Origin of the sequence: Bacteroides sp. ET225, assembly GCF_024733745.1 — a bacterium.
In the GTDB taxonomy this organism is placed as follows: domain Bacteria; phylum Bacteroidota; class Bacteroidia; order Bacteroidales; family Bacteroidaceae; genus Phocaeicola; species Phocaeicola excrementipullorum.
The window spans coordinates 17,535-42,091 of the sequence record NZ_JANRHN010000006.1; the positions used below are offsets into that span (position 1 = coordinate 17,535).

Consider the following 24,557-nt stretch of genomic DNA (forward strand, 5'->3'; position numbering starts at 1 on the left):
CCAAATCAGCACACGATAAATTCAAAACAGTTTCTAAAAGAAAAGAGGAAGTGCCAGAGAGAAAAGTTTCGGCACGTCCTCTTCCTTGTATGTTATGTTGTTTGATTCCGCTTCCGTCAGATCAGATACTGAGAGCTGATGGATTCGTTTGTCATCACGCGGTGGATTGTTTCAGCAAACATGTCGGCGATGGAAAGCTGTTTCACCTTCGCGCAACGGAGCGAGTAGGGGATGCTGTCGGTAAAGACAATTTCCTCCAGTTCCGAATTCTGTACACGCTCTGAAGCCGGGCCCGACATGACACAGTGTGAAGCGATTGCGCGCACGGAACGTGCTCCTGCTTCCTTCATGATGTCGGCCGCCTTGGTGATGGTTCCCGCTGTGTCGACCATGTCGTCGATCAGAATCACGTTCTTGTCCTTCACATCTCCGATGATCTGCATGGAAGCCACGACATTTGCTTTCTCGCGTGTCTTGTGGCACAGCACCAGAGGCACGTCAAGGAACTTCGCATAGGTGCTGGCACGCTTCGATCCGCCTACGTCGGGCGTTGCGATAACCAGATTCTCCAGATTGAGTGACTGGATGTAGGGAGCGAAGATGGTTGAAGCGTACAGGTGGTCGACAGGGATGTCGAAGAAGCCTTGAATCTGGTCGGCATGCAGGTCCATCGTAATCAGACGGTCGATTCCAGCCACGCTCAGCAGGTCGGCCACGAGTTTTGCGCCGATGGAAACGCGCGGTTTGTCTTTGCGGTCCTGACGCGCCCAGCCGAAATACGGGATAACGGCGATGATGCTCTTTGCAGAGGCGCGTTTCGCCGCGTCAATCATCAGGAGAAGTTCCATCAGGTTGTCTGAATTCGGGAAGGTCGACTGTACCAGAAATACATACTGTCCACGAATTGATTCTTCGTAAGATACTGCAAATTCGCCGTCGGCAAAGTGGGTGATGTTCATGTTGCCCAGTTCGCATCCCAGGCTCTTGCAGATCTTTTCAGCAAGGTATCTCGAATTTGTACCCGAGAATACTTTAAAAGGTGTTGTTGCGCTCATTTGATTATATAGATATATTGCCTTATAATGATGCAAAGTTAGTCCATTTCTGTCAAGCAGACAAGTTATCGGACAGAAATTTGTTGCAGGATTCAGTCTGCCAGCTCCTTCAGCTTCTTGAAGTGGGCCAGGAGAGGCTGGTAGTTATAGTCGGAAGCGGGATTGAACTTGTTCCACAGGTCGCCGAGAACGGCGGCTCCTCCGAATCCGAAGTCCTTTATACGCAGCATGTTCTCTTCGTTCACTCCGCCCAATGCGATCACCTTCTTGTCGATGATGCCTTTTGCCGCCGCCTCGCGTATTCCCTCCGGAGTAAAGGCAGCATGGCGTCCTTCCTTCGAAATGCTGTCGAAGACAGGGCTCAAGAACACATAGTCGCAGGTCTTTTTGTCGGCCATGACTTCTTCAAGCGTGTGGCACGATGCGCTGATGTGCCCGGTATAGTTGTCGGGAACCAGCGGATTGCGGTGGTTCAGGTGGATTCCTTTCAGGTTATACTCATCCTTCAGATAAAAGTGGTCGTGCACGACGATCCGTTTGCGGTATTTTTCCGGAATCAGTGTCAGAAGCCTCTCTGCATAGACAGGCGGCGTATCCGGCTTGCGCAAATGAAGAATATCCAGCCCTGCATCGAACAAAGCCGTAAGAATTTTGTCTTCTTCGACAAAATAATTGGGGGTTGTGATAACTATCAGTTTCATTCAAATTCGTAAAAAGTCGCGCAAAGTTAATACGCTTGCCCAAATTATCCTAATGTTTACAGGGAAATCGTGTGCGTTTCCAGCGTTTTCAGGTTGATGTGCCACAGTTTTCCGCTCAGTGTATCTCCATATCCGAGAATAAGCTTGAGGGTTTCGCTGGCCTCCACACACCCGATGATGCCGGGCGTAACCCCCAGAACAGCTTTCGACGGGTGCGGCTGCGCAAGCATCCCTTCCTCGTCGGGAAACAGGTCGCGGTAGGTAGGTCCTCCCTGATGGTTGAAAACGGCTACCTGCCCGTCGAACTCACGGATAGCGCCGTAAACATAAGGTTTGTTCAGCTGCACGCACGTGTCGTTGATAAGATAGCGGGTGGCGAAATTGTCGCATCCGTCTACAACGATGTCATATCCGGCGATGATCCGGGCAGCGTTGGCGGGTGTCAGCCTTTCAGGATAAGCTTCAACCTGAATGGTATGGTTCAGGGCCTTCAGCCGTTTCTGCGCACAGAGTGCCTTCATCATTCCCGTTTCGGCTTCTGAATAGAGCACTTGCCGCTGGAGATTGCTTTCGCTGACCACATCGTCGTCTGCCAGGCCGATGTGACCGACTCCGGCTCCTGCCAGATAAAGGGCTATGGGCGAGCCCAGCCCGCCTGCACCGACAATCAGCACTTTTGCTTCTTTCAGTTTCTGCTGGCCTTCATCGCCTATCTCTTCAAGCAGAATCTGCCGGCTGTAGCGTTCTTTTTCGTGTGGGGATAGTGTGTTCATGAGCATGTTTCTTTACGTGTTGGAACCAGAGGCGCAAAGGCGCAAGCTTCCTTCGTTTCTCCGCTTGCGTTCCGGTGCCTCTGGTTGGGTTTTGCTGTTCGTTTATTTTCAGCCGTGCACTGCTGCCGGGCGGATGTGGGACACATGATCGAACGAGGCGTCCCAGTCCTTCCATACGGGTTCGCGCCCTACGGCCTTCAAAGCCTTTTCCACTTCAGCCGCTGTGCGGTCGTCGCTTATGTGGAACTGCTCCAGCGCCTGCGGATAGGTGTAATAGCCTCCCGGCTCCGTCTTGCTTTCCGCACTCATGGTCGTCACGCCCAGCGAAGCCATGTGGTCGCGGATATAAGCCGGTTCGCGGGTCGAATAGGATATGTCTACATCATGGTCAAAGATACGCATGGCAAAAGTAACCTGCGCCAGTTCTTTGTCGCTCATGATGACGTTCGGCTGGAATCCTTCGTTTTCGGCAGGGCGCATGCGCGGGAAGTTGACGCTGTATTTTGTTTTCCAGTAATGTTTCTGCAAGTAGCGCAGGTGGTATGCCATCATGGTGACATCCGTGCGCCAGTCCTCCAGTCCGATCAGCACGCCCATTCCGATGGAGTGAACTCCTGCCTGTCCCATCCGGTCGAAGCCGTTTACGCGCCATTCGAATTTCGACTTCATGCCGCGCGGGTGATAAATTTTGTACCGCTCCTTGTGGTACGTTTCCTGAAAGCAGATCACCCCGTTCATTCCATGCTTCACAAGTTCGGCATACTCTTCTGTCTTGAGCGGCATCACTTCAATCTTCAGGTTCGAGAAATAAGGCTTTGCCAGATCGAGCGCCTTTGCCAGATACGGCACGCCCGCTTTGGCCGGATTCTCTCCGGTCACGATCAGCAGGTTTTCGAAAGGCGCCAGCTTCTTGATCGCCTTGTATTCGTTTTCGATTTCTTCGGCAGTGAGAATGGTGCGCGCCATCGGATTGCTGATATGGAATCCGCAATATACGCATGAATTTGTGCATGAGTTTGTGAGATACAGCGGAATGAACATCGAGATGGTTTTTCCGAAGCGTTCTTCCGTATATTTCCTGCTGAGCCGTGCCATCGGCTCCAGGTATTTTTCGGCAGCCGGCGAGATGAGAGCCATGAAATCATCCACGTCGCAATGAGATTTGCCGAGAGCGCGGAGCACATCCGCCTCGGTTTTCGAATAGATGGCTTCGGTTGTCTTCTCCCAGCTTATTTTTTCTAATTCGTCACTAAACATGTTGTGAATGAACAATTAAAAGTTTGCGGTCGGTAGCGGAATGACCGGACTCCCTTTGCCGGTCATTCCGTTATCAATGTTATTGTTTGTTATTGATTGAAGCAAGATCCCTTGAGAGCTTCATCGCGCAGAAGTTCGGTCCGCACATCGTGCAGTATTCACCGTCGGTATGGCGGCCCTCATTGAAATATTCCAATGCCCGTTCGGGATCCAGACTCAGGTGGAACTGGTCGCGCCAGCGGAACTCATAGCGAGCCTTGCTCAAGGCATTGTCACGGATCTGTGCGCCGGGGTGTCCTTTTGCCAGATCGGCGGCGTGAGCGGCGATCTTGTAGGTAATGACTCCTGTGCGCACATCCTCACGGTTGGGAAGTCCCAGGTGCTCTTTGGGAGTGACGTAGCACAGCATGGCAGTTCCCAGCCATCCGATCTGCGCAGCGCCGATGGCCGAAGTGATGTGGTCATATCCCGGAGCGATGTCGGTTACAAGCGGGCCGAGCGTATAGAATGGCGCGTTGTGGCAATGCGAGATCTGGCGTTCCATGTTTTCGCGGATCTTATGCATAGGCACATGTCCCGGGCCTTCGATAAACGCCTGCACGTTCTTTTCCCATGCGCGCACCACCAGTTCGCCCATCGTGTCGAGTTCGGCAAACTGCGCTTCATCGTTCGCGTCGGCAATGCAGCCCGGACGCAAGCCGTCGCCCAAAGAAATGGCCACGTCGTATTGCGCAAGGATGTCGCAAATGTCATCAAAGTGTTCATAGAGGAACGATTCGCGGTCGTGTATCAGGCACCATTTGCTCATGATGGAACCTCCCCGCGACACGATGCCGCAAAGACGCTTGTCGGCCAGATGCACGTTATGCCGGCGGATGCCTGCATGAATGGTGAAATAGTCTACTCCCTGCTCGCACTGCTCGATCAGCGTGTCGCGGTAGATCTCCCAAGTCAAATCTTCCACTTTGCCGTTCACCTTCTCCAGTGCCTGATAAATAGGTACGGTTCCTACCGGCACGGGACAGTTGCGCACAATCCATTCGCGCGTTTCGTGTATGTTGTCGCCTGTAGAAAGATCCATCAGCGTATCGCCTCCCCACTTGCAGCTCCACACCGCTTTGTCCACTTCTTCGTCGATGCTTGAAGTTGTGGCAGAATTTCCGATGTTTGTGTTGATTTTCACGAGGAAGCTCCGTCCGATGATCATCGGTTCGCTTTCCGGGTGGTTGATATTGGCAGGCAGCACCGCACGTCCTGCCGCGATTTCGTCGCGCACGAATTCCGGAGTGATATAAGTGTCGATGCCCAGCTCCTTGCAGTTCATGTTTTCGCGTATGGCCACGTATTCCATTTCCGGAGTCACGATGCCCTGTTTCGCATAATACATTTGCGTGCAGCACTTGCCGGCTTTTGCGCGGTAGGGCAGGGCGATATGCTCGAAGCGCAGGTGGTCCAGCGACGGGTCGTCACGGCGCATTTTGCCGTATGCTGAGGTGACGGAAGGCAGCTGTTCCACGTCACCGCGCGAAATGATCCATTCTTCGCGCATGCGGGGCAATCCCTTTTTCAGGTCGACCTCAATGTTCGGGTCGCTGAACGGTCCGCTCGTGTCATACACATAGACCGGCGCATTGGGAGTTGTCACTTTCTTTCCGTCCACTACGGTAACGGTAGGGGTGAGGTTCACTTTCTGCATGCCCACCTTGACGAACGGAAATATTGTTCCCTTCATGTAGGCTTTCTCTGCATGTGCGTAGGCTCTGTTGTCTTTTTCCATATCGGAGAGATTTTGAAGGTTATCGTTAATCGTTTAAGAATGCGGTGAGGGGAGATGAAGCCGAAGCCTCAAAGTTTTCTCTCTGGATTCCCAGTCCGGCTTCGTATGCCCGGCGTCCGGCAATGACTGCTTCCTTGAAGGCTGTTGCCATTTCCACCGGATCTCCGGCCACAGCTATGGCTGTATTTACGAGGCAGGCCGCCGCGCCCATCTCCATTGCTTCGGCTGCATGGCTCGGAGCACCGATTCCGGCGTCAACAACCACCGGCACGTTGCTCTGTTCGATGATGATGCGCAGGAAGTCGCGCGTCTGCAGTCCTTTGTTTGTGCCGATCGGTGCGGCCAGCGGCATCACAGTAGCTGCGCCGGCTTCCTCCAGGCGTTTGCACAGAGTCGGGTCAGCCTGGCAGTAGGGGAGCACAACGAAGCCCAGCTTCACCAATTCTTCGGTAGCCTTCAGCGTTTCGGTCGAATCCGGCAGCAGGTAGCGCGGATCGGGATGAATCTCCAGCTTCAGCCAGTTGGTGCCGAACGCCTCGCGTGCCATCTGGGCGGCGAATACAGCTTCCTCAGCAGTGCGCACGCCCGATGTGTTGGGCAGCAGCTGGATATGCGGATGTACGATATGCTTCAGCATGTCATCGTCTTTGTTGTCAAGTTCGATACGTTTCATGGCCACGGTAACCATTTCTGTTCCCGAAGCCAGGATGGATTTTTCCATCACTTCATTGGAGTTGAATTTTCCGGTTCCAAGGAACAGGCGTGAGCCGAATTCCTTGCCGGCAATGACTAAATTTTTCATTTCGGTTATCTGTTTATGTTTTGTTGTTGTTTGTTCAGATTGCTGTCTGGCTGACAAGCGAAACAATTCTGCGCGTTTCGGCCACAGGATCTTCCGCGCGCAGGATGGAGCCGCTCAGGGCAATGCCCGACACGCCGGTCTGCATGACAGCCGGGATGTCATCATAGGTGATTCCTCCGATGGCGACGACAGGCAGGGAGATTCCCTCCTCTTTCATGCGCGCAATGATTTCGCGGTATCCGTCCAGTCCGAGAATCGGGCTGAGCTGCTTCTTGGTTGTGGTAAAGCGGAACGGTCCGCATCCGATGTAGTCGGCTCCGGCTTCAGCGTGCGCCTTCACGTCCTCAAACGTGTTTGCCGTTCCTCCGATGATGTAGCCTTTTCCGAGCATCCTGCGCGCTTCGGCAACCGGCATGTCATGCTTTCCTAAATGCACGCCGTCGGCATGTATCTTTTTCGCCAGTTCCACCTGGTCGTCAAGGATGAATGTCGCGCCATATTCCCTGCAGAGCGGCTGGATGCGCAGCGCTTCTTTTTCGATTTCTTCCACATCCGCGTCTTTCATGCGCAGCTGAATCCACCGGCACCCTCCTTCGAGGGCAATGCGTGCCGAGTCAGAATAAGAATACTTGGCGGTGAAATGTGTAATGAACTGAAGTTCCATTTTCTACCCTCCGCATGCAGCTTTGATGATCACCAGGCTGTCGCCCGGCTGCAATGTCTGTTCTTCCCACTGCGTGCGCGGCACCATGCGGTTGTGCAGTGCGATTGCCACTCCTTGAGCCGGCAGTTCCAGCTGGCGGGCCAGGTCGGCAACGGTGCTTCCTTCCGCCAGTTCCGTTTCTTTGTTATTTACCAATACTTTCATAATCAGTTGGGTTTAAGGATGAAAACTGCAAAGAGGCGCAGAAGGACGGGAAAATCTGAAAAGAAACTTTAGCGAACAATCCCTTCGTCGGTACTAACCGCATCAGGTTCGTAGGGTATGATCTCAGCCCGTCCGGTAGGGCACCCCTTTGTTTTGTCGTCTGCAAATATAAGAATAAAAATAAGAATGCAGGCTTTTGGAGGAGAAAATAATTTTTCAGGGAATCTTTATCTCCAGCTTGGATATGCAAATCTCCAGCCTAAAGACATGCATCTCCAGCTTGAAGATACATATCTCCAGACTGGAGATAAAGACTGTTTTCGGAAAAGCTGCGTCTTTTGCCCCGGTTTCCGCAAATCCGCGGGCCTTTCCGGACAACTATAATTTCTGGTCGGAGATCAGGCGTACGATGCGTGTCTTGCTCTGCGCGCCTTTGGTGAGCAGATACACGTGCTTGTAGGCATCCCTGTTCAGTTCGGTAGGCGAACCGTTGATGAGGATGATGTTCCGGTCGTTGGCAAATCTCAGGATACCGTTCACGTTGTTCGGATGCAGTTTCCCGATTTCATCCATCATGCAGTGCAGCTTGAAGTCCTTGAACTTTCTCGATGCGCTTTCCTTGAACACGTTCAGGAGCATGATGTTGATCATTGCCTTCACCAGAATGTCCGTTCCTTCCGATCCCACATTCGACAGTTTCTCTACAAACCCTGTGTCATTGTCGTTCTCGATGATGCGGAAACGCAGCTCGAACGAATCATACAGGCGGACGGAATCATACCGGCAGGCATGGATCTCTTTGATGAAATCGCGGAGCAGGGCGATGGCTTCCTGCTTCACCAGCTGTTCGTTCTCGGACGAAAACAGGTTGGTGCCGGGCATCAGGTCGTAGGCATGCTCCGAATAGTATTTGTGGATCGCTCTGAGGCTGTTCACAACCCGGTTGCTGCTTTCTTCCACTTTCATCTCGATGCACTGGATGACACCTACAAAGTTGCAGGTCTGGAAACCCTTGTTCACCATGCCGATCAGATGCTGGATGTCATCTTCCGAAGCTGTGAGCATCGAAGCGTCCATGCTGATCCGCTTGAAGATGTCCGAGTGTTCGTTGTTGATGCGCCGCACGAACTCGCTGATCTTGTTCTCTTCCACAAAATCATAAAGCTCGTCGGCAAAGCGCACATATTCCCAGTCGTCGGTAAATTTGGTCTGGAACTTGAACGTATTGTCTTCGTCAAAATGTCCGGTAAAGAGATTCACCTCCTTGCGCAAACGGTTCTGCAGCACAAGATACTGGTTGTCTGCGCGGTTCAGTTCGGCGATCAGCTCTGTGCATGACTTCTGGGGTACGGCCGTGCTTCCCGGATAACGGCTGTCTTCGCTGAAAATATCCTGATGCGCCTTGAACCAGTCGTATGCGGGGATCTTGCCGAAAGCCTCCTGGTCGGCAAGCAGACGCGCCTCTTCCTGTTCGGCCGCTTGCGCCTCTTTGTCCAGCCGGTCTATATCTTCCTGAAGCGATGCCGTTTCCTTTTTCAGATTTTCTTTCTCCAGGTGAAGCTCCTGCTTCTGCGCGTCCCGCCTGCGCTTCCATTCCGGAATGTTGTCGATCAGGTCGCGCTTGTCTTTCCGGTACTCGATGATGAGCGCGGCATGGTCTTTGATGAAAAGCAGTTCCCGGTCGATGTCCTGCAGCTGCCCCGCTATCTGCTGGAGGCGTTCCGTATCAGCCCCCTGCGAATGGAGTTCCTGCTTCATTTGCGACTCGTATTCCGCCTTCTCCGCGCTGATGCGCCTCTTTTCATCTTCGTCCTCCTTTTTGACCGACTCCGCGAGCCGCTGCTTTTCACCGGCGATGCGCTGCTGAAGCGCGTTCCATTCCTGCTTCAGCCGGTTAAGCTCCCTGCTCTTTTCTTCGTTCAGTCCTCCCAGCTTTTCGTCGATCCGCTTCAATTCTGCCGCCAGTCCCGTCTTTTTCTGCTGCAGAGCCTCCAGTTTCTTTCCGCATTCGGCCTCTGCCTTTTTCTTCCATTCCTCCAGGTCAAGCATATCCTGCTGGTACTGCTGTTCCAGTTTCTCAATCTCATATTCCTGAAGGCTGATGATGTCTTTCTGTTCCTTGATTCTGGGCTGGTACTTAGCCTTCAACTGGTCGGCCAGCATTTCTTTTTCCTCTTGCAGGCGACCGACGGCAGAAGCTATTTCCTTGAGCCTGCATTCGCCCGCTTCTTTTTCCGCCTGATAATCGTTGATCGACTTGATGTGCCTGTCTACAGCGTCAAGCGCGAGATTGATGCCGTAGAATGAGTTCCCGCCGTCTGCCGCCAGTTGCGGAGCCAGATCAGTCTGCCAGAGGATGGATTCGTCGCAAAGTTTCCCGATGTTGTCCTCCCATCCTTTCTTATGCTCCTTGAGCCATCCCTGCAGCGTGCGTTTGCTGTTCTTCAGAAACACCTCAAGCTCGTCCACTCTCGGGCGCAGGCTATGCTGCTCGGCCTGGAGGCGCATCATCTCCTCGTCTTTCTCCTTCAGCCCTTTCTGCAGCTCCTCTTCCCACTGCAAGGTAAGCTCCTTGATGACCAGCTGAGAATTTTCAATGCGGTTGCGCTTGCTCGCATGAAGCCCCGTGTACGACTGGATGCGGTGTTTCAGCTCTTCCTGCTCTTTTTCGAAGTAGCGTTCCTTCCTGCACAATTCCATCTGATAGTTCAGGGCAGTCAGTTCATTCTGTCCGGCGCTCTTTTCGGGATGCAGCTGGAGCGAAAGCTCCTCGAATTTCTGGTATACCGCTTCCGTATCCGCCTCATATTGGCGGCGTGCCTCTTCGATCCGCCTGTTGCTGTCGTTGTTCAATTCTTCGATCTGCCTGATTTTCGCCTCGTGAATCTTGTTCCACTGCTGGTCGAGGTTTTGAACGAGCGACTTGTATTTGGTTGATATTTCCGTATAATGCGAAGTCAGTATGCGCTGTTCTTCGGTGAGTCCCTGCCTCCGGTTTTTCCATTCATCCTTTCTTGCCGAACGTTCGATGACCGATCCGATCTGCTGGACTGCGTATTCTTCCTCCTTTTTCACCGCCTTCTGCAATTCGTTGTTCAGCACGGCAAGTTCTTCCTGCATCTTGTCGCAACGCTGGCGCGACTGTTCCTGGAGCATTGTCCGGCGTGCGATGAATCCGTTCCGTTCGGTTTCGGCCTTCCGCTTCTTTTCCGTCCATTGCGGCAGTGCCTCCACCGCATTGCGGTGAGCTGCGGCAAGTTCGCGGCATCCTTGTGCCAGGGCAGCTTGCTGGCGCGACACCTGACGTGAAAGAGAAGTGATTTCTTTCACCAGTTTCTGCGTTTCGCGTTTCTGGAATTCTTCCACATCATGCAGCCGCGTTTCAAAATTCTTCAGATGCTCCTTGTACGTGTTCAGGTCGATGGCCGTTTCGTCTTCGTTAATCGAAGAAATGATGGTCTTCTTGATGAACTCCGCATCCAGCTTGGAGTTGAGAAACACATTCTGTATGGTGCGGGGAATATTCTGATACTGCCTGCTTTCCATCAGCGCATAACGGTCCATTTCGGGGTCGCTTCCGTTTCCGTACAGAATGTTCCTGTATTCATCGTACGTGTAGATGATGCGCGAATAGTCCACTTCAGCCTGATCGAGGGCGGCACGGATGCGGTCGGTTCCGCTGTATGCCGTCCGGTTCTCATCGATAAAGAACTCCTTGCGGTACGGAGAGTCGATGAAGCGGTAGCAGACCCTTCCCATTGACTTGAAGCTGAGAATGCAGAAGAAGCCATGCTCTGTGGCCACCTCATACACGATATACGAGTTTGAATAAGGGAAATAGTATTCCGTATAGCTCTGCTTCTCCACCGGGATTCCCAGCTTCTGCGTGTCGGCGTTATAGAAAAAAAGGATGGCCCGCAGAACTGTACTCTTGCCCACGCCCTGCGTTCCGATGAAATGCACGTTGCCGTCCAGATAGATATCGTCGGCATACGGTATGTTTGCGCTGTTTATAAATATGATTCTATTCAGGTTTCTCATTGTCTTCTTCTGTGTCATCATAAATTTGAATGCTTTCTATCAGTCGCTCCAGGTAATGCCACGAGCTCAGCACCTTGTAAGTGTTGTTCTTCTCGTTTTCCAGTTCGATGAACGATTCCTTGACAAGCAGGCGGATTATGTTGTCGAGCACCTCCTTCCGCACATCTCTGTCAGAGAAATGCTTTCTCATGCCGTCGAGCTTGTTCTGCAGCGTGGCGTTGATGTTTGCCTCCACCAGAATCTGTTCGGGCTGGAAGCGGAACCCCGCGCCGAACGTTTCATCATAGGTCTTGAAAAGGTCGAGCACATCAATCCAATAGTAAGCCCTCAGGATTTTCTGTTCGAGCGTAGCCCTCGGCTCCGTGCGTGAGAAATAAAAGTATTCGTTTCCTCGCTCCAGCGTATAGCCTATCTGAGAGAAGAACAGCGAAAGCGCGTCGTAATCGTCGTCAATCATGTCATACATGTCGCGGACCGACTCGCTGCAACTGTTCGAGCAGACAAACTGCCCTTTTTGCAGGTAGTCGAAAATGGCGGATGTATGGTCGGGAATTCTAATGTTCAGTTCCATTGATGTTGTTTGAATAAGTCGATATAAAGATTATGCCGGATATACTTTGGCATATTCGTATTCTTTGTACACGCCGTACCGGTCGGTAATGCGCAACTGGTTTTCGTAGAGCGAAACGATCTGGCAGAACAGCGTCGTGCGTTCCCGGTCGTCCACTTCACGCGGAAAAGAATAACGCATGAGGAAAGAGAACAAATCCTCGGGATCTTTCTCCGGATGATTCCATAAAGCCTGTGCTTGCGCCTGGATATAACAGCCTGCCGTTTCATCGAGATCGATGGCTTCCTGATAGACGGCGGCGGCCTCCATATCTTCTTCGCTGAAAGCTCCCGCTTCGTTGCTGCGTGCGGTTTCACGGTATTGCAGATTCTTCAGCACCTTCAGAATCACCGGGCGTGCCTCGTCGCCGCTCAAATATCCGAGCGAGAGCTTGAACGAAGACGGCGGATTGCCTTCCAGCAGCACCGAATGTTCCCGTTCCACCACCTCTGTAAGGTTACTTTTGGCGCGAAGTTCGAACGTGTCGTGCAGGTATTTCACCTTTCTGATCTTTTCTACCAGAATCACCTGGCTCTTTATCTGGTTGAGGTAGTTGATGATGTCCTGCTGCGCCCGTATCAGGCTGTGAGCCGAAAGCTGCAGTTCGCTTCTCAGTTCGAGCAGGATGCGTTTCAGCTCCTCGTCCGTGGCTTCCTGAAAGAATTTCCTTTCGTCGTGCAGGATCAGGTTTTCGGTCGTGTCGATGAGCCGCTGTATGTTGATCCGCTTCTTGTCGAGGTTTTCCAGCTTTGCGATTTTTATCTGGTATGTGGGCTCGTGTTTGAACGCGTGGTCTATGCTGGTCTGCAGGTTCATGATGTTCCGGATTGTGGTGCGTGCGATTTTCCGGAACGTTATCTTGATATTCCGCACGTAGCTTTCCTTCCGGGAAGGAATCCGCTCCTTGGCGTAATAGTCCATCAGCTCGTGCAGGTATTCGATGTTCTCGTCGATAACCGCCGTATTGATTTCCTCGTTCGCTTCTAGCAGCAATTCAAAAAAGTCCATGAACCGTGCGTCCAGTTCCACGAAGTTTCCGTTCTGCCGTATCACCTCTTTTTCAAGAAGCAGCTTCAGCCGGTTTTCGTCGTCTTTCAGGAGTGCCAGCGCATCGGAATAGCGGAAAGATAAGGTTTTCCGTTTCTCGAACATTTCGGTAAGCAGCGTCCTGGATGCGGCGACGGTATTGATTATTTCGTGTATGGATCGGAATATGTACATTGTTCAGTTTTTGGAAAAGTGGGGCAAAGTTATAAAAACTTTTTGAGATTATCCACCTCCGGGCGCAGGATGCCGAATGACTTCGGCTTTCAGTCGGCACTCATTTTTACCGGCAGACACGGATGGATTCTGCATTTTTTTTCGTATCTTTCGAAACAACTCAAATAAGATAGACTTATGAACGTTTATGCAGACTTTATCCTCCGCCTGTTTGTGGCAGGAGTAATGGGAGTTTTGATCGGACTTGAACGTGAGTACCGCGCCAAGGAAGCGGGCTACCGCACGCACTTTCTGGTGGCCTTGGGAAGTGCGCTGATGATGATCGTTTCGCAGTACGGATTTGCCGACGTGCTCGAAAAGGATCTGGTGCGCCTGGATCCGAGCCGCATCGCCGCGCAAGTGGTGAGCGGAATCGGCTTTATCGGGGCAGGAACGATCATACTGCTTCAGAAACAGATCGTCAGGGGACTGACCACGGCGGCGGGCATATGGGCCACGGCAGGCATCGGCCTTGCGATCGGAGCCGGCATGTATGGAATCGGAGTGGCGGCCACCGTGCTCGCGTTGATTGGTCTGGAAGTGCTAAGCAGGTGTTTCAAGAGCCTCGGCATGCGCAACATGATCGTGGAATTCATTGCAGACAATGAAGATGTGGTAAAGCAGGTGTCGTCTGACTTCAGCAGAAAGAACTTCCGCATCTCATCGTATGAAATGGAAAAAGTGGTGGAAAACGGAAAGATGAAGTATAGCGTAACGCTTGTCATAAAAGCCAAGCAACTGGATGAAGAAGGGCTGCTGCTCCTTCTCCTCCATGACTTCCCCGGAGTCACGGTGAAGAAAATCATCTGAAACAACAAAAAGAAAAGGGTATGCCCGAAGCCCTTCCCCTCGGCCGGCATACCCTTTTTATTTAGCCGATATAGACATTTACGTGAAGGAATAGTCTGTCGTGACCGTTGTCAATGTCGAAGTCTATTTTGTCTTCGCGTGCAAGCCAGCCGATGGCGGCATTCAAGTCTCTGTCGGATAATCCGGAAGCATCCTTCAGCTTCTCATAGTCCCAATGTGCATTGTCGGAAAGGAGCTTCCATACAATGCCTGCATTTTCTCCGATTTGATTCTTGTTCATCATAGATTGAAAATTTTGTAGTTTGTTGTAATTTGTTATTGACATAGCGAAAATAAAAACAATTTTCCATTATTGCAAGAATTTAAATAATTATTTAGAAATAGAATTTGCCATATCATACATTTGGGACATTATATGTTTGAAATAGACTAATCCCGCGTCGTTGCCGAAACATGTCTGCAACATGGAATCCTGAAAGTGAGCCGTCATCCCTTTGTGTATTCATTATCCGCCGGATTTTTGGCCGGGTCGCCTCGTTTTTGCATGAGATTAGGCTTTTATTCCATTTTTTTCTTATAACTTTGCATGACCATTTGATAGAAATGTATGAGAAAAAGCAAGATAAACTGGAGGGTTCCCAAAGGAGCCGAGCTCACCGAACTTGACAAGAAAGTGCTGTCGTTTCAGAATAAAGGACACCTTGTGCCGTCGCGTGAGTTGATCAAGACGCCCGAACAGATTGAGGGCATACGGAGAAGCGGCGTGATAAACACGGCCGTTCTTGATCTGGTAGAGAAAGAAATACACGCAGGAATGAGCACGGCTGAGATTGACAAGCTCGTGTACGACTATACGGTGAGCCACGGAGCCATTCCGGCATGTCTGGGCTACGAAGGCTTTCCGAAGAGCTGCTGCACTTCAATCAACGAAGTGGTGTGCCACGGAATACCGAACGACGAGGAGATTCTGGAGGAAGGCGACATCATCAATGTTGACTGCACGACGATTCTTGACGGGTATTATGCCGATGCTTCGCGCATGTTCATTATCGGAAAAACAACTCCCGAGAAAGAAAAGCTGGTAAGGGTGGCTAAGGAATGCCTGGAAATAGGGATGGAGGCTGCCAAGCCTTTCTCGTTTGTCGGCGATTTGGGGCATGCGATTGAAAAGCATGCGAAGAAAAACGGATTTTCAGTGGTGCGCGACCTGTGCGGACATGGGGTCGGACTTGAGTTTCACGAAGAACCAGACGTTGAGCACTACGGGAAGAAAGGCACCGGCATGCTGCTTGTTCCAGGCATGGTGTTCACGATCGAGCCGATGATCAACATGGGCACGTGGGAGGTGTTCATTGATGAAGAAGACGGCTGGACTGTGGTGACGGAAGACGAACTGCCTTCCGCGCAATGGGAACATACTTTTGTGATGACGGAAAATGGTGTTGAAATCTTGACATATTAAAAACAATGAGCATTATAATATTAGGTATAGAATCATCGTGCGACGACACTTCGGCTGCAGTCATCAAAGACGGCGTATTGCTGTCGAGCGTCATAGCCAGCCAGGCGGTGCATGAATCATATGGGGGCGTAGTGCCCGAACTTGCTTCGCGCGCGCACCAGCAGAACATCGTGCCGGTTGTGCACGAGGCGCTGAAGCGTGCAGGAGTGGCAAAGGAAGAACTCAGCGCCGTAGCATTTACCAGAGGTCCCGGACTGATGGGCTCTCTGCTCGTCGGCGTTTCGTTCGCCAAAGGATTTTCGCGGGCATTGGGTATTCCGATGATCGAAGTCAACCACTTGCAAGGGCATGTCCTGGCACATTTCATAAAGGAAAAGGACGAAGAACCTCATCAGCCGGAATTTCCTTTCATCTGCCTGCTCGTGTCGGGGGGCAACTCGCAAATCATCCGCGTGAATGCGTACAACGACATGCAGGTGCTCGGCCAGACCATCGACGACGCAGCAGGAGAAGCAATCGACAAATGCTCGAAGGTGATGGGGCTTGGCTATCCCGGCGGGCCGATTATCGACAGACTGGCGCGCCAGGGAAATCCGGAAGCGTTTGCATTCAGCAAACCGCACATACCGGGGTATGACTATAGCTTCAGCGGCCTGAAAACCTCGTTTCTTTATTCGTTGCGTGAATGGGTGAAAGAAGATCCCGACTTTGTGGAACATCACAAGACCGACCTTGCCGCATCGCTGGAAAAGACCATTGTCGACATTCTTATGGACAAGCTCCGCAAAGTTGTGAAAGACACGGGTATCAAGGAGGTGGCCGTGGCAGGAGGAGTGTCGGCCAACAACGGGCTGCGCAACGCGTTCCGTACCCATGCCGAAAAATATGGCTGGAACATTTTCATCCCGAAGTTCGGATATACCACCGACAATGCGGCAATGATTGCCATAACCGGCTATTTCAAGTATCAGGACAAGGAATTTTGCCCGATAGACGCACCTGCATACTCGCGGGTGACAATAAAGTAAAACTTATTTAGAACATACGTTTATGTCAGTAGAAACCAAAACATTAAGCAAGTTGATCAGTGAATACTTCTGGAAAGAAGGGTTCACGCTGTCTACAGCCGAGAGCTGTACGGCCGGCAATGTGGCCGCTATCATCACAGCGGTTCCAGGAAGTTCTCGTTTCTATAAAGGCGGGGTGGTGGCTTACGCCAACGAAGTGAAAGAAGAGCTTCTGCACGTGAAGAAAGAAACGCTCGAAACAAAAGGAGCCGTGAGCGAAGAAACTGTAGTCGAAATGGTAAACGGAGCGATGGAAGTGCTTCATACGGATTATGCCGTAGCCACTTCGGGTGTCGCCGGCCCGGGAGGGGGAACGCCCGACAAACCCGTGGGGACAATTTGGGTGGCCGCCGGAAACAAAGAAAAGGTGTTGACCGCCAAGCTCACAGACGATGAAGGACGTGACAAAAACATACAGGCTGCAACGGCAAAAACCCTGCAGTTGTTGCTCGAATTGTGTCAAAAGCAAGAAAATGAGGAGTAAAAGTGTATTTTGTTTGCAAAATACTTGTGTATGTCAATTTAAATGGCTTACTTTGCACTCCGTTTTAAGGAACCATGAAATAAAACTATAAAAACTAGATAGAAATGTCGAAAATTTGTCAAATTACCGGAAAAAAAGCCTCTGTAGGCAACAATGTTTCACATTCAAAAAGAAGAACAAAAAGAATGTTCAATGTGAACTTGTTTACAAAGAAATTCTACTATGTAGAACAAGATTGCTGGATTAGCTTGAAATTAAGTGCTAACGGCTTGCGTATTATCAACAAGAAGGGCCTTGACGCTGCGCTGAACGATGCGGTTGCCAAAGGTTTCTGCAATTGGAAAGACATCAAAGTTATTGGTTAATTAAAAGAAGAGAAAGACTATGGCAAAGAAAGCTAAAGGTAATAGAGTACAGGTAATCCTTGAATGCACCGAAATGAAGGATAGTGGTATGCCGGGCACTTCTCGTTACATCACAACTAAGAATAGAAAAAATACCACTGAAAGATTGGAACTGAAAAAGTACAATCCTATTTTGAAAAGAGTAACAGTTCATAAAGAAATTAAATAATAAGAGACTATGGCAAAGAAAACAGTCGCAACCCTCCAGACCGGAAAGGAAGGTCGTTCTTATACGAAGGTTATCAAAATGGTTAAGTCTCCGAAAACAGGCGCTTATATTTTTGATGAACAGATGGTTCCTAACGAAAAAGTACAGGAATTCTTGAAGAAATAATTATCAGGCAAACATACGCCGAGATGAAAAAGGCATGTCCCCAGCAGGGCATGCCTTTTTTTAATTCTCAGGGCATAATCTTAATTTTGTGCCGATTTGTTCTAAAATATGTGTATTTTGCTTATCTTTGCGGTATGATACATGCTGTATCGCTAATATAAAAAGACAACTGTATGGGATTTTTTAGTTTTTTCTCCAAGGAAAAGAAGGAAACGTTAGACAAAGGTTTGTCTAAGACAAAAGAAAGTGTATTCGGAAAAATAGCCCGTGCCGTAGCCGGAAAGTCAAAAGTAGACGATGAGGTGCTGGATAATCTGGAGGAGGTGCTGATAACCTCTGATGTCGGGGTGGAAACCACGCTGAAGATTATCAAACGCATCGAAGCGAGGGCGGCGAAGGACAAGTATGTGAATACGCAGGAACTCAACAATATCCTTCGGGAGGAAATTGCAGCGCTGCTTACGGAAAACAATACGGTAGACGCGGACGATTTCAGCGTTCCTGCCGGCAAAAAGCCATACGTAATTATGGTTGTCGGAGTCAACGGGGTGGGAAAGACCACCACCATCGGAAAGCTGGCTTACCAGTTCAAGAAAGCCGGAAAGTCGGTTTATCTGGGAGCAGCCGACACATTCCGTGCCGCGGCTGTAGAACAGCTCATGATTTGGGGAGAACGTGTGGGAGTGCCCGTCATCAAACAGAAAATGGGAGCTGATCCGGCTTCCGTGGCTTTCGACACGCTCAGTTCTGCCGCCGCCAACAACGCGGATGTGGTTATCATTGATACGGCTGGACGCCTGCACAACAAAGTGGGACTGATGAACGAGCTGACCAAGATCAAAAATGTAATGCGGAAGGTTGTTCCCGACGCTCCGCACGAAGTGCTGCTTGTGCTCGACGGTTCGACAGGACAAAACGCCTTTGAACAGGCCAAGCAGTTCACGCTGGCCACAGAGGTAAACGCAATGGCTATTACTAAACTAGACGGAACAGCTAAGGGAGGTGTCGTTATCGGCATTTCCGACCAGTTCAAGATTCCGGTAAAATACATCGGACTGGGCGAGGGAATAGAAGACTTGCAGATTTTCCGGCGCCGTGAGTTCGTGGATTCATTATTTGGAACAACGGAAAAATGAGAAAAAACACAATTGACATCATCACTTTGGGCTGCTCAAAGAATCTGGTGGATTCGGAGAAGCTGATGAAGCAGCTCGAAGCAAACGGATATAAGGTGACTCACGACAGTGAGCGTCCGCAAGGGGAGATTGCCGTAATCAACACTTGCGGGTTCATCGGTGACGCAAAGGAAGAATCTGTCAACATGATTCTGGAGTTCTGCCAGGCAAAAGAGGAAGGCAGGCTGCGGAAGCTGTATGTGATGGGCTGTCTTTCGGAACGCTATTTGAAAGATCTTCAGATGGAAATCCCCCAAGTAGACAAGTTTTACGGGAAGTTCAACTGGAATGAGCTGATCAGTGATCTGGGTAAGGCTTTCCGTCCGGAACTTGCGGTTGAACGGCATCTGACTACACCGAAACACTACGCCTATCTGAAAATATCGGAAGGCTGTGACCGGAAGTGTTCCTATTGTGCCATTCCTATCATAACCGGACATCATGTTTCAAGGCCGATGGAAGAAATTCTCGAGGAAGTCAAGCTTTTGGTTTCAGAGGGAGTAAAAGAGTTTCAGGTCATTGCGCAGGAACTGACCTATTATGGAGTCGATCTCTACAAAAAGCAGATGCTTCCGGAGCTGATCGAACGCATGGCGCAGATTCCGGGCGTGAAATGGATTCGCCTGCACTATGCTTATCCGGCTCATTTCCCCGAAGACTTATTCAGGGTGATGAGGGAGAACGACAACGTATGCAAATACATGGATATCGCGCTCCAGCATATCAGTGACAATATGCTGTCGAAAATGAGGAGGCATGTGACCAAAGCCGAAACTTACGCGCTGATTGAGCGGTTCAGGAAAGAAGTGCCGGGCATTCACCTGCGTACTACGCTGATGGTGGGGCATCCCGGAGAAACCGAACAGGACTTTGATGAATTGAAGGACTTTGTGCGGAAGGTGCGGTTTGACCGTATGGGTGCGTTTGCCTATTCGGAAGAAGAAGGCACTTATTCGGCTAGACACTACAAAGACGAAATTCCTCAGGAAGTGAAACAGCAACGTCTGGACGAACTGATGGCTATTCAGCAGGAAATATCAGGCGAACTGAGCCATGCGAAAATAGGAAAGACATTCAAGGTTATCATAGACCGCAAGGAGGGAGAATACTATATCGGACGGACAGAGTTTGATTCGCCGGAAGTGGATCCGGAAGTCCTGATAAAGGCAGCCGATGGCCATCTGCTGCACACAGGATCATTCCATATGGCCAAGATCGTGGATGCGGACGATTTCGATCTGTATGCCACGCTAGTTGAATAAGGGTATGAACAACGGAGAACTGATAGGCGAGCTGTCCCGGCATTTGGGATATACGGAAGAGGAAGCTTCACATTCGGTGGCTTCTCTGATAGATGCAATGACGATGGATTTGCAGGAAGGAAAAACCGTGGCTGTGGAAGGGCTCGGCTTGTTTGAAGTGGAAAAAACACTTGAACACATTACGGTTGATCCCGTCACAGGCAAACGCTATCTGGTTCCTCCGAGCTTGAACCTTGTCTTTAAGTCTGAGTTTCAGTCAGACGCTACTCCTGCCGAAATGCATTGCTTGATGCCGCAGAATGGAAGCGATGCATTCGCCGGCACTTTTTTTGCAGCCGTCAAAAATGCACTTATTCAGGACAAGTATATAAAAATCAAGGGACTGGGCACATTTAAACTTATCGATTCTGACGTTTCTTTTGTTCCGGATGACTCATTGCGCAGTTTAATCAACAGGCCTTTTTCCCAATTTGAATCGGTGGAACTAAAAGAAGGGGTACATTTTGACGATATGGACGAACCGGTGCGCGAGAAGGGTGAGCCGGAAGAAACTCCTGTTTCTGAAACAGCTCCGGAAGCGGATGCAGCCGAAAAGCCAAAACAGGAAAAACAGCCTCGCATCCCCTGGTGTATGCTGGCTGTCATATTGCTGGCCGGCGTGCTGCTGGGAGGAAGTATCGTATGGGCTTTGGTGTCGGGAAGAAGGTATATTCCGGAATCTGTCATAAGATACATTGAAGGCCAGGAAACGGGAATGGATGAAAGCGCAAGCAGCGACACCCTGGCTTTAGAGTATGTTCCGGAAAGTGCCTCGGAGCAGCCGGCACCTGAGCAGGCCGCTATACCGGCAAAAGAAAACAAGCCGTTGTCTGACACCGTAAAATATGAGATGAAAGAAACGCTCGCAGAATACGTCATGCGCAGGGGAGAATCACTAGCAAAAGTGGCTCAGCGTTTCTACGGAAACCGCAAGCTGTGGCCTTATATTGCAAGATATAACAGAAAAAACATTCCCGATCCAGACAATGTGCCCGTAGGTACAGTTGTCCGGATTCCCCGACTGATTCCTGCAAACTAATCTCAAAGCAGCCGTTTCTGTTCCGTATTTCGTGCGGACGGAAAGAGATGAATCTTGTCAATTTTAATTTTCTTTAGTTCAATAAGGCTTAAAAGCCTTGTGCCGTCTGTATTTTTTAATGAACAATTGTTGCTTCTGTTAATGGAATACCTTAATTTTGGGTGCTCTTTCAGACAAGGGTGTCTGGAAGACTGATTTATGACAAAAAGAAGAACAAAAAGGTAAATAAGAAAACTATGGCAGAAGCTATTGACATTAGAGAATTGAACGAACGCATCGAGCGTGAAAGTGCGTTTGTTACTAATTTGGTGACAGGAATGGATCAAGTGATCGTGGGTCAGAAACACTTGGTAGAATCTTTGCTGATCGGATTGTTGTCGGACGGACATATATTGCTGGAAGGAGTTCCGGGACTTGCAAAGACTCTTGCAATCAAAACATTGGCTTCATTAATTGATTCAAAATATAGTCGTGTTCAGTTTACTCCTGACTTGCTGCCCGCCGATATTGTGGGTACAATGATTTACAGCCAGAAAGACGAGCAGTTCGTTGTGAATAAGGGACCGATCTTTGCCAACTTCGTGCTGGCCGATGAAATCAACCGTGCTCCGGCAAAAGTGCAGAGTGCCTTGCTCGAAGCGATGCAGGAACGCCAGGTAACTCTTGGAAAAGAAACGTTTGACCTGCCAAGCCCTTTCCTGGTAATGGCAACTCAGAACCCCATCGAACAGGAAGGAACTTATCCGCTTCCTGAGGCGCAGGTCGACCGATTCATGCTGAAAGTGGTTATCGATTATCCGAAACTGGAAGAAGAAAAGAAAATCATCCGCCAGAACATTTCAGGAGAAAGACGCGAGGTGCGCCCGATCATCAAGGCCGACGATATCATCGCGGCACGGAAGATTGTCCGCATGGTATATCTTGACGAAAAAATTGAACAGTACATTGCAGACATTGTTTTCGCAACCCGTTATCCGGAGAAATATGACCTGAAGGATCTGAAGGGACTGATCGGATTCGGCGGATCTCCGCGTGCTTCAATCAATCTGGCTCTTGCCGCACGCAGTTATGCATTCATCAAACGCCGCGGATACGTAATTCCCGAGGACGTGCGTGCCGTGGCTCACGATGTGCTTCGCCACCGCATCGGCCTGACATATGAAGCGGAAGCTACAAACGTGACTTCCGATGAAATTGTCAGCAAGATTCTGAACAAGGTGGAAGTACCCTGATGCCCTTGCCTTCGGAAGAAATGGGAGAAAAGGACCAGCTATTGACAAAAAGAGTTATCGGAGCGTGCCGGAACGCGGGTTCTCATCGTTTGATGTCCGGCCGCTCTGCCAACTGTAAAATCCAAAGGAATGGAAACAAGTGAACTATTGAAACGGGTCCGCCGGATAGAGATCAAGACCCGGGGACTTTCAAACAATATCTTTGCGGGGCAGTATCATTCGGCTTTCAAAGGAAGAGGTATGGCCTTTTCGGAAGTACGCGAATATCAATACGGCGACGACATACGTGATATTGACTGGAATGTAACAGCTCGCTTTGACAAGCCATTCGTGAAGGTGTTCGAAGAAGAACGTGAACTGACGGTAATGCTGCTGGTGGATGTGTCGAACAGTCTGGATTTCGGTACAACCGTCCAGATGAAGAAAGACATGCTGACTGAAATAGCCGCAACCATTGCTTTCTCGGCCATCCAGAACAACGATAAGATCGGAGTGATATTTTTTTCAGACAGGATTGAAAAATTTATTCCTCCCAAGAAAGGCCGCAAGCATATCTTATACATCATACGGGAGCTGCTGGATTTCCATCCGCAGAGTATGCGCACCGATTTGCAGTGTGCCATTGAATACCTGACGAACGTGCTGAAGAAGCGGTGCACAGCCTTTATGCTGAGCGATTTCATTGATGACCATGATTTTCAGAATGCGCTGACCGTTGCCAACCGCAAGCATGATGTGGTGGCTATTCAGGTTTATGACCGCAGAATGGAAGATCTCCCCAATATCGGACTGATGCGGGTGAGGGATGCCGAAACGGGACATGAGCAATGGATTGACACATCATCCAAAACCTTGAGGAAGGCGCACCGCGAATGGTGGATTCAGCGGCAGCAGAAACTGAATGATGTATTTACTCACTGCAATGTGGATTCAGTATCCGTGCGTACAGATCAGGACTATGTGAAAGCATTGCTGAACTTATTTGCTAAACGAAATTGAAATGAAACATAGCTTATTATTTGAAGGCAGGAGAATGCTGAAACTGCTTTGTTGTGCAGCCTGTCTGATAATGGCCGCAATTCCTGCAAAGGGGCAGGTGACCGTTGAAGCTGCCATTGATTCGCTCCAACTGCTTATAGGTGAACAGGCCAAGATAAAGTTGCAGGTGAGTATGGATGCAAATCAGAAATTGCGTTTGCCGCTGCTGAGAGATACGCTGGTGAAAGGAGTAGAGATTCTGGAGATTGCGAAACCCGATACACAACTTCTGAACGACAACAAACGCTGGCTGGTTTCCCAAGAATATACGGTAACTTCGTTCGATTCAGCCTTGTACTATCTGCCGCCTTTTAAAGTGACGGTTGACAATAAGGAATATCAGTCGGCAGCTTTAGCTTTGAAAGTATACTCGGTTCCGGTCGATACGCTGCATCCGGATCAGTTTTTCGGACCTAAAACGATTCATGAAGTTCCGCTGACACTGGACGACCTTGCATCGCTGATTTATTCGGTCCTGCTGTTTCTCATTGCAGGTGCGCTGGCTGTTTTCCTGATTGTGCGCTATCGCAACAACAAGCCGATTATACGCATTATAAAGGTTGAGCCGAAACTTCCTCCGCATCTTTCGGCGATGAAGAAGATTGAGACGATCAAGGCCGACAACAATTACCGGAAAGAAGATCCAAAGCAGTATTATACCGAACTGACAGACGTGATACGTACCTACATCAAGGAACGTTTCGGTTTCAATGCGATGGAAATGACATCGGCAGAGATAATCGGGCGGCTGCTTGAGGAAAAGGACCAGGCATCGATCAATGACTTGAAGGTGTTGTTTTCAACGGCCGACCTGGTGAAATTCGCCAAACATTCACCGCTGATTAACGAGAACGACATGAACCTGGTTACGGCTATCGATTTCATCAACCAGACGAAAATCGAGGAGGAGCCAGGCAAGAAAGAAGAGCCTAAGGAAATAAAAGTGGAAGAAAAACGTTCGAAACGTGGACGCATTGCCTTGCTGTACAGCATTACCGTTGCCGGAATCTGTGCCGTAACCGGTCTTTACCTGACCGTGCGCCATATCATCGACCTTTTCTTCTGAT

At 50.0% G+C, this 24,557-nt stretch carries 25 protein-coding genes and 1 riboswitch; of the genes, 13 read left to right on the forward strand and 12 right to left on the reverse strand.

Annotation, left to right across the window (positions count from 1 at the left end; all coding sequences use genetic code 11):
• Positions 1-116 precede the first annotated feature (116 nt).
• From NW212_RS04180 to NW212_RS04230, 11 genes are all read right to left on the reverse strand, one after another.
• Positions 117-1,055: a ribose-phosphate pyrophosphokinase gene (locus tag NW212_RS04180; protein ID WP_258337391.1), complete on the reverse strand. Its 939-nt coding sequence runs from the start codon at positions 1,053-1,055 to the stop codon at positions 117-119.
• Between the two features lie 92 nt (positions 1,056-1,147).
• Positions 1,148-1,756, reverse strand: coding sequence for a thiamine phosphate synthase (locus NW212_RS04185; protein WP_258337392.1), 609 nt, complete (start codon positions 1,754-1,756; stop codon positions 1,148-1,150).
• Between the two features lie 56 nt (positions 1,757-1,812).
• Positions 1,813-2,529 carry a HesA/MoeB/ThiF family protein gene (locus tag NW212_RS04190; RefSeq protein ID WP_258337393.1) on the reverse strand — a complete coding sequence of 239 codons (717 nt, stop codon included), beginning with the start codon at positions 2,527-2,529 and terminating at the stop codon, positions 1,813-1,815.
• A gap of 108 nt (positions 2,530-2,637) precedes the next feature.
• On the reverse strand, positions 2,638-3,786 hold the full coding sequence (gene thiH / locus NW212_RS04195; RefSeq protein WP_258337394.1) for a 2-iminoacetate synthase ThiH: 1,149 nt from the start codon (positions 3,784-3,786) through the stop codon (positions 2,638-2,640).
• Between the two features lie 79 nt (positions 3,787-3,865).
• Positions 3,866-5,563 carry a phosphomethylpyrimidine synthase ThiC gene (thiC, locus tag NW212_RS04200; protein WP_258337395.1) on the reverse strand — a complete coding sequence of 566 codons (1,698 nt, stop codon included), beginning with the start codon at positions 5,561-5,563 and terminating at the stop codon, positions 3,866-3,868.
• Positions 5,564-5,588: 25 nt separating this feature from the next.
• On the reverse strand, positions 5,589-6,365 hold the full coding sequence (locus NW212_RS04205; RefSeq protein ID WP_258337396.1) for a thiazole synthase: 777 nt from the start codon (positions 6,363-6,365) through the stop codon (positions 5,589-5,591).
• A 34-nt stretch (positions 6,366-6,399) separates the two neighbouring features.
• A complete protein-coding gene (locus tag NW212_RS04210; protein ID WP_258337397.1) occupies positions 6,400-7,029 on the reverse strand; it encodes a thiamine phosphate synthase in 630 nt (209 codons plus the stop codon).
• A gap of 3 nt (positions 7,030-7,032) precedes the next feature.
• The gene (gene thiS, locus NW212_RS04215) at positions 7,033-7,233 is read right to left on the reverse strand and encodes a sulfur carrier protein ThiS (protein ID WP_258337398.1); all 201 of its coding nucleotides are present in this window, start codon (positions 7,231-7,233) and stop codon (positions 7,033-7,035) included.
• Positions 7,234-7,295: 62 nt separating this feature from the next.
• Positions 7,296-7,391, reverse strand: a riboswitch (TPP riboswitch).
• Positions 7,392-7,611: 220 nt separating this feature from the next.
• Positions 7,612-11,274, reverse strand: a complete 3,663-nt coding sequence (locus NW212_RS04220; protein WP_258337399.1) for an ATP-binding protein — start codon at positions 11,272-11,274, stop codon at positions 7,612-7,614.
• Positions 11,258-11,845, reverse strand: a complete 588-nt coding sequence (locus NW212_RS04225; protein ID WP_258337400.1) for a hypothetical protein — start codon at positions 11,843-11,845, stop codon at positions 11,258-11,260. Before NW212_RS04225 ends, NW212_RS04220 begins: the two co-directional genes overlap by 17 nt.
• Before the next feature lie 30 nt (positions 11,846-11,875).
• Positions 11,876-13,105, reverse strand: a complete 1,230-nt coding sequence (locus NW212_RS04230; RefSeq protein ID WP_258337401.1) for a hypothetical protein — start codon at positions 13,103-13,105, stop codon at positions 11,876-11,878.
• Positions 13,106-13,282: 177 nt separating this feature from the next.
• Here NW212_RS04230 and NW212_RS04235 point away from each other — a divergent pair, with 177 nt between their 5' ends.
• Positions 13,283-13,954, forward strand: coding sequence for an MgtC/SapB family protein (locus NW212_RS04235; RefSeq protein ID WP_258337402.1), 672 nt, complete (start codon positions 13,283-13,285; stop codon positions 13,952-13,954).
• Between the two features lie 61 nt (positions 13,955-14,015).
• Here NW212_RS04235 and NW212_RS04240 read toward each other — a convergent pair whose 3' ends face one another.
• Complete coding sequence (locus NW212_RS04240) at positions 14,016-14,234, reverse strand: winged helix-turn-helix domain-containing protein (protein ID WP_258337514.1); 219 nt, start codon at positions 14,232-14,234, stop codon at positions 14,016-14,018.
• A gap of 327 nt (positions 14,235-14,561) precedes the next feature.
• On the opposite strand from NW212_RS04240, the gene map reads away from it, so the two are divergent.
• The 12 genes from map to NW212_RS04300 all read left to right on the forward strand — a co-directional run bounded on the left by map (position 14,562) and on the right by NW212_RS04300 (position 24,556).
• On the forward strand, positions 14,562-15,416 hold the full coding sequence (gene map / locus NW212_RS04245; protein WP_258337403.1) for a type I methionyl aminopeptidase: 855 nt from the start codon (positions 14,562-14,564) through the stop codon (positions 15,414-15,416).
• Positions 15,417-15,421: 5 nt separating this feature from the next.
• A complete protein-coding gene (gene tsaD, locus NW212_RS04250) occupies positions 15,422-16,444 on the forward strand; it encodes a tRNA (adenosine(37)-N6)-threonylcarbamoyltransferase complex transferase subunit TsaD (protein WP_258337404.1) in 1,023 nt (340 codons plus the stop codon).
• Positions 16,445-16,466: 22 nt separating this feature from the next.
• A complete protein-coding gene (locus tag NW212_RS04255) occupies positions 16,467-16,967 on the forward strand; it encodes a CinA family protein (protein ID WP_258337405.1) in 501 nt (166 codons plus the stop codon).
• Between the two features lie 104 nt (positions 16,968-17,071).
• Entirely contained in the window at positions 17,072-17,332 is a 261-nt protein-coding gene (gene rpmB, locus NW212_RS04260; protein ID WP_258337406.1) for a 50S ribosomal protein L28, read from the forward strand.
• 19 nt (positions 17,333-17,351) lie between these two features.
• On the forward strand, positions 17,352-17,540 hold the full coding sequence (rpmG, locus tag NW212_RS04265; RefSeq protein WP_005841291.1) for a 50S ribosomal protein L33: 189 nt from the start codon (positions 17,352-17,354) through the stop codon (positions 17,538-17,540).
• A 9-nt stretch (positions 17,541-17,549) separates the two neighbouring features.
• Positions 17,550-17,705 (forward strand): DUF4295 domain-containing protein, encoded by a 156-nt coding sequence (locus tag NW212_RS04270; RefSeq protein ID WP_258337407.1) that lies wholly within the window; start codon positions 17,550-17,552, stop codon positions 17,703-17,705.
• A 173-nt stretch (positions 17,706-17,878) separates the two neighbouring features.
• Positions 17,879-18,841 carry a signal recognition particle-docking protein FtsY gene (gene ftsY, locus NW212_RS04275; protein ID WP_258337408.1) on the forward strand — a complete coding sequence of 321 codons (963 nt, stop codon included), beginning with the start codon at positions 17,879-17,881 and terminating at the stop codon, positions 18,839-18,841.
• Positions 18,838-20,142: a 30S ribosomal protein S12 methylthiotransferase RimO gene (gene rimO / locus NW212_RS04280; protein WP_258337409.1), complete on the forward strand. Its 1,305-nt coding sequence runs from the start codon at positions 18,838-18,840 to the stop codon at positions 20,140-20,142. The genes ftsY and rimO overlap by 4 nt, the downstream gene beginning before the upstream one ends.
• Before the next feature lie 4 nt (positions 20,143-20,146).
• Entirely contained in the window at positions 20,147-21,220 is a 1,074-nt protein-coding gene (locus NW212_RS04285) for an HU family DNA-binding protein (protein WP_258337410.1), read from the forward strand.
• A gap of 236 nt (positions 21,221-21,456) precedes the next feature.
• Positions 21,457-22,452, forward strand: coding sequence for a MoxR family ATPase (locus tag NW212_RS04290; protein ID WP_258337411.1), 996 nt, complete (start codon positions 21,457-21,459; stop codon positions 22,450-22,452).
• Between the two features lie 129 nt (positions 22,453-22,581).
• Positions 22,582-23,451, forward strand: coding sequence for a DUF58 domain-containing protein (locus NW212_RS04295; RefSeq protein WP_258337412.1), 870 nt, complete (start codon positions 22,582-22,584; stop codon positions 23,449-23,451).
• A gap of 1 nt (position 23,452) precedes the next feature.
• Positions 23,453-24,556, forward strand: a complete 1,104-nt coding sequence (locus NW212_RS04300; protein ID WP_375337945.1) for a hypothetical protein — start codon at positions 23,453-23,455, stop codon at positions 24,554-24,556.
• Position 24,557 lies beyond the last annotated feature (1 nt).

Coding starts and splice junctions, on each gene's coding strand:
- NW212_RS04180 (WP_258337391.1), bottom strand. CDS start 1,055: ATGAGCGCAACAACACCTTTTAAAGTATTCTCGGGTACAAATTCGAGA.
- NW212_RS04185 (WP_258337392.1), bottom strand. CDS start 1,756: ATGAAACTGATAGTTATCACAACCCCCAATTATTTTGTCGAAGAAGAC.
- NW212_RS04190 (WP_258337393.1), bottom strand. CDS start 2,529: ATGAACACACTATCCCCACACGAAAAAGAACGCTACAGCCGGCAGATT.
- thiH (WP_258337394.1), bottom strand. CDS start 3,786: ATGTTTAGTGACGAATTAGAAAAAATAAGCTGGGAGAAGACAACCGAA.
- thiC (WP_258337395.1), bottom strand. CDS start 5,563: ATGGAAAAAGACAACAGAGCCTACGCACATGCAGAGAAAGCCTACATG.
- NW212_RS04205 (WP_258337396.1), bottom strand. CDS start 6,365: ATGAAAAATTTAGTCATTGCCGGCAAGGAATTCGGCTCACGCCTGTTC.
- NW212_RS04210 (WP_258337397.1), bottom strand. CDS start 7,029: ATGGAACTTCAGTTCATTACACATTTCACCGCCAAGTATTCTTATTCT.
- thiS (WP_258337398.1), bottom strand. CDS start 7,233: ATGAAAGTATTGGTAAATAACAAAGAAACGGAACTGGCGGAAGGAAGC.
- NW212_RS04220 (WP_258337399.1), bottom strand. CDS start 11,274: ATGAGAAACCTGAATAGAATCATATTTATAAACAGCGCAAACATACCG.
- NW212_RS04225 (WP_258337400.1), bottom strand. CDS start 11,845: ATGGAACTGAACATTAGAATTCCCGACCATACATCCGCCATTTTCGAC.
- NW212_RS04230 (WP_258337401.1), bottom strand. CDS start 13,105: ATGTACATATTCCGATCCATACACGAAATAATCAATACCGTCGCCGCA.
- NW212_RS04235 (WP_258337402.1), top strand. CDS start 13,283: ATGAACGTTTATGCAGACTTTATCCTCCGCCTGTTTGTGGCAGGAGTA.
- NW212_RS04240 (WP_258337514.1), bottom strand. CDS start 14,234: ATGAACAAGAATCAAATCGGAGAAAATGCAGGCATTGTATGGAAGCTC.
- map (WP_258337403.1), top strand. CDS start 14,562: ATGAGAAAAAGCAAGATAAACTGGAGGGTTCCCAAAGGAGCCGAGCTC.
- tsaD (WP_258337404.1), top strand. CDS start 15,422: ATGAGCATTATAATATTAGGTATAGAATCATCGTGCGACGACACTTCG.
- NW212_RS04255 (WP_258337405.1), top strand. CDS start 16,467: ATGTCAGTAGAAACCAAAACATTAAGCAAGTTGATCAGTGAATACTTC.
- rpmB (WP_258337406.1), top strand. CDS start 17,072: ATGTCGAAAATTTGTCAAATTACCGGAAAAAAAGCCTCTGTAGGCAAC.
- rpmG (WP_005841291.1), top strand. CDS start 17,352: ATGGCAAAGAAAGCTAAAGGTAATAGAGTACAGGTAATCCTTGAATGC.
- NW212_RS04270 (WP_258337407.1), top strand. CDS start 17,550: ATGGCAAAGAAAACAGTCGCAACCCTCCAGACCGGAAAGGAAGGTCGT.
- ftsY (WP_258337408.1), top strand. CDS start 17,879: ATGGGATTTTTTAGTTTTTTCTCCAAGGAAAAGAAGGAAACGTTAGAC.
- rimO (WP_258337409.1), top strand. CDS start 18,838: ATGAGAAAAAACACAATTGACATCATCACTTTGGGCTGCTCAAAGAAT.
- NW212_RS04285 (WP_258337410.1), top strand. CDS start 20,147: ATGAACAACGGAGAACTGATAGGCGAGCTGTCCCGGCATTTGGGATAT.
- NW212_RS04290 (WP_258337411.1), top strand. CDS start 21,457: ATGGCAGAAGCTATTGACATTAGAGAATTGAACGAACGCATCGAGCGT.
- NW212_RS04295 (WP_258337412.1), top strand. CDS start 22,582: ATGGAAACAAGTGAACTATTGAAACGGGTCCGCCGGATAGAGATCAAG.
- NW212_RS04300 (WP_375337945.1), top strand. CDS start 23,453: ATGAAACATAGCTTATTATTTGAAGGCAGGAGAATGCTGAAACTGCTT.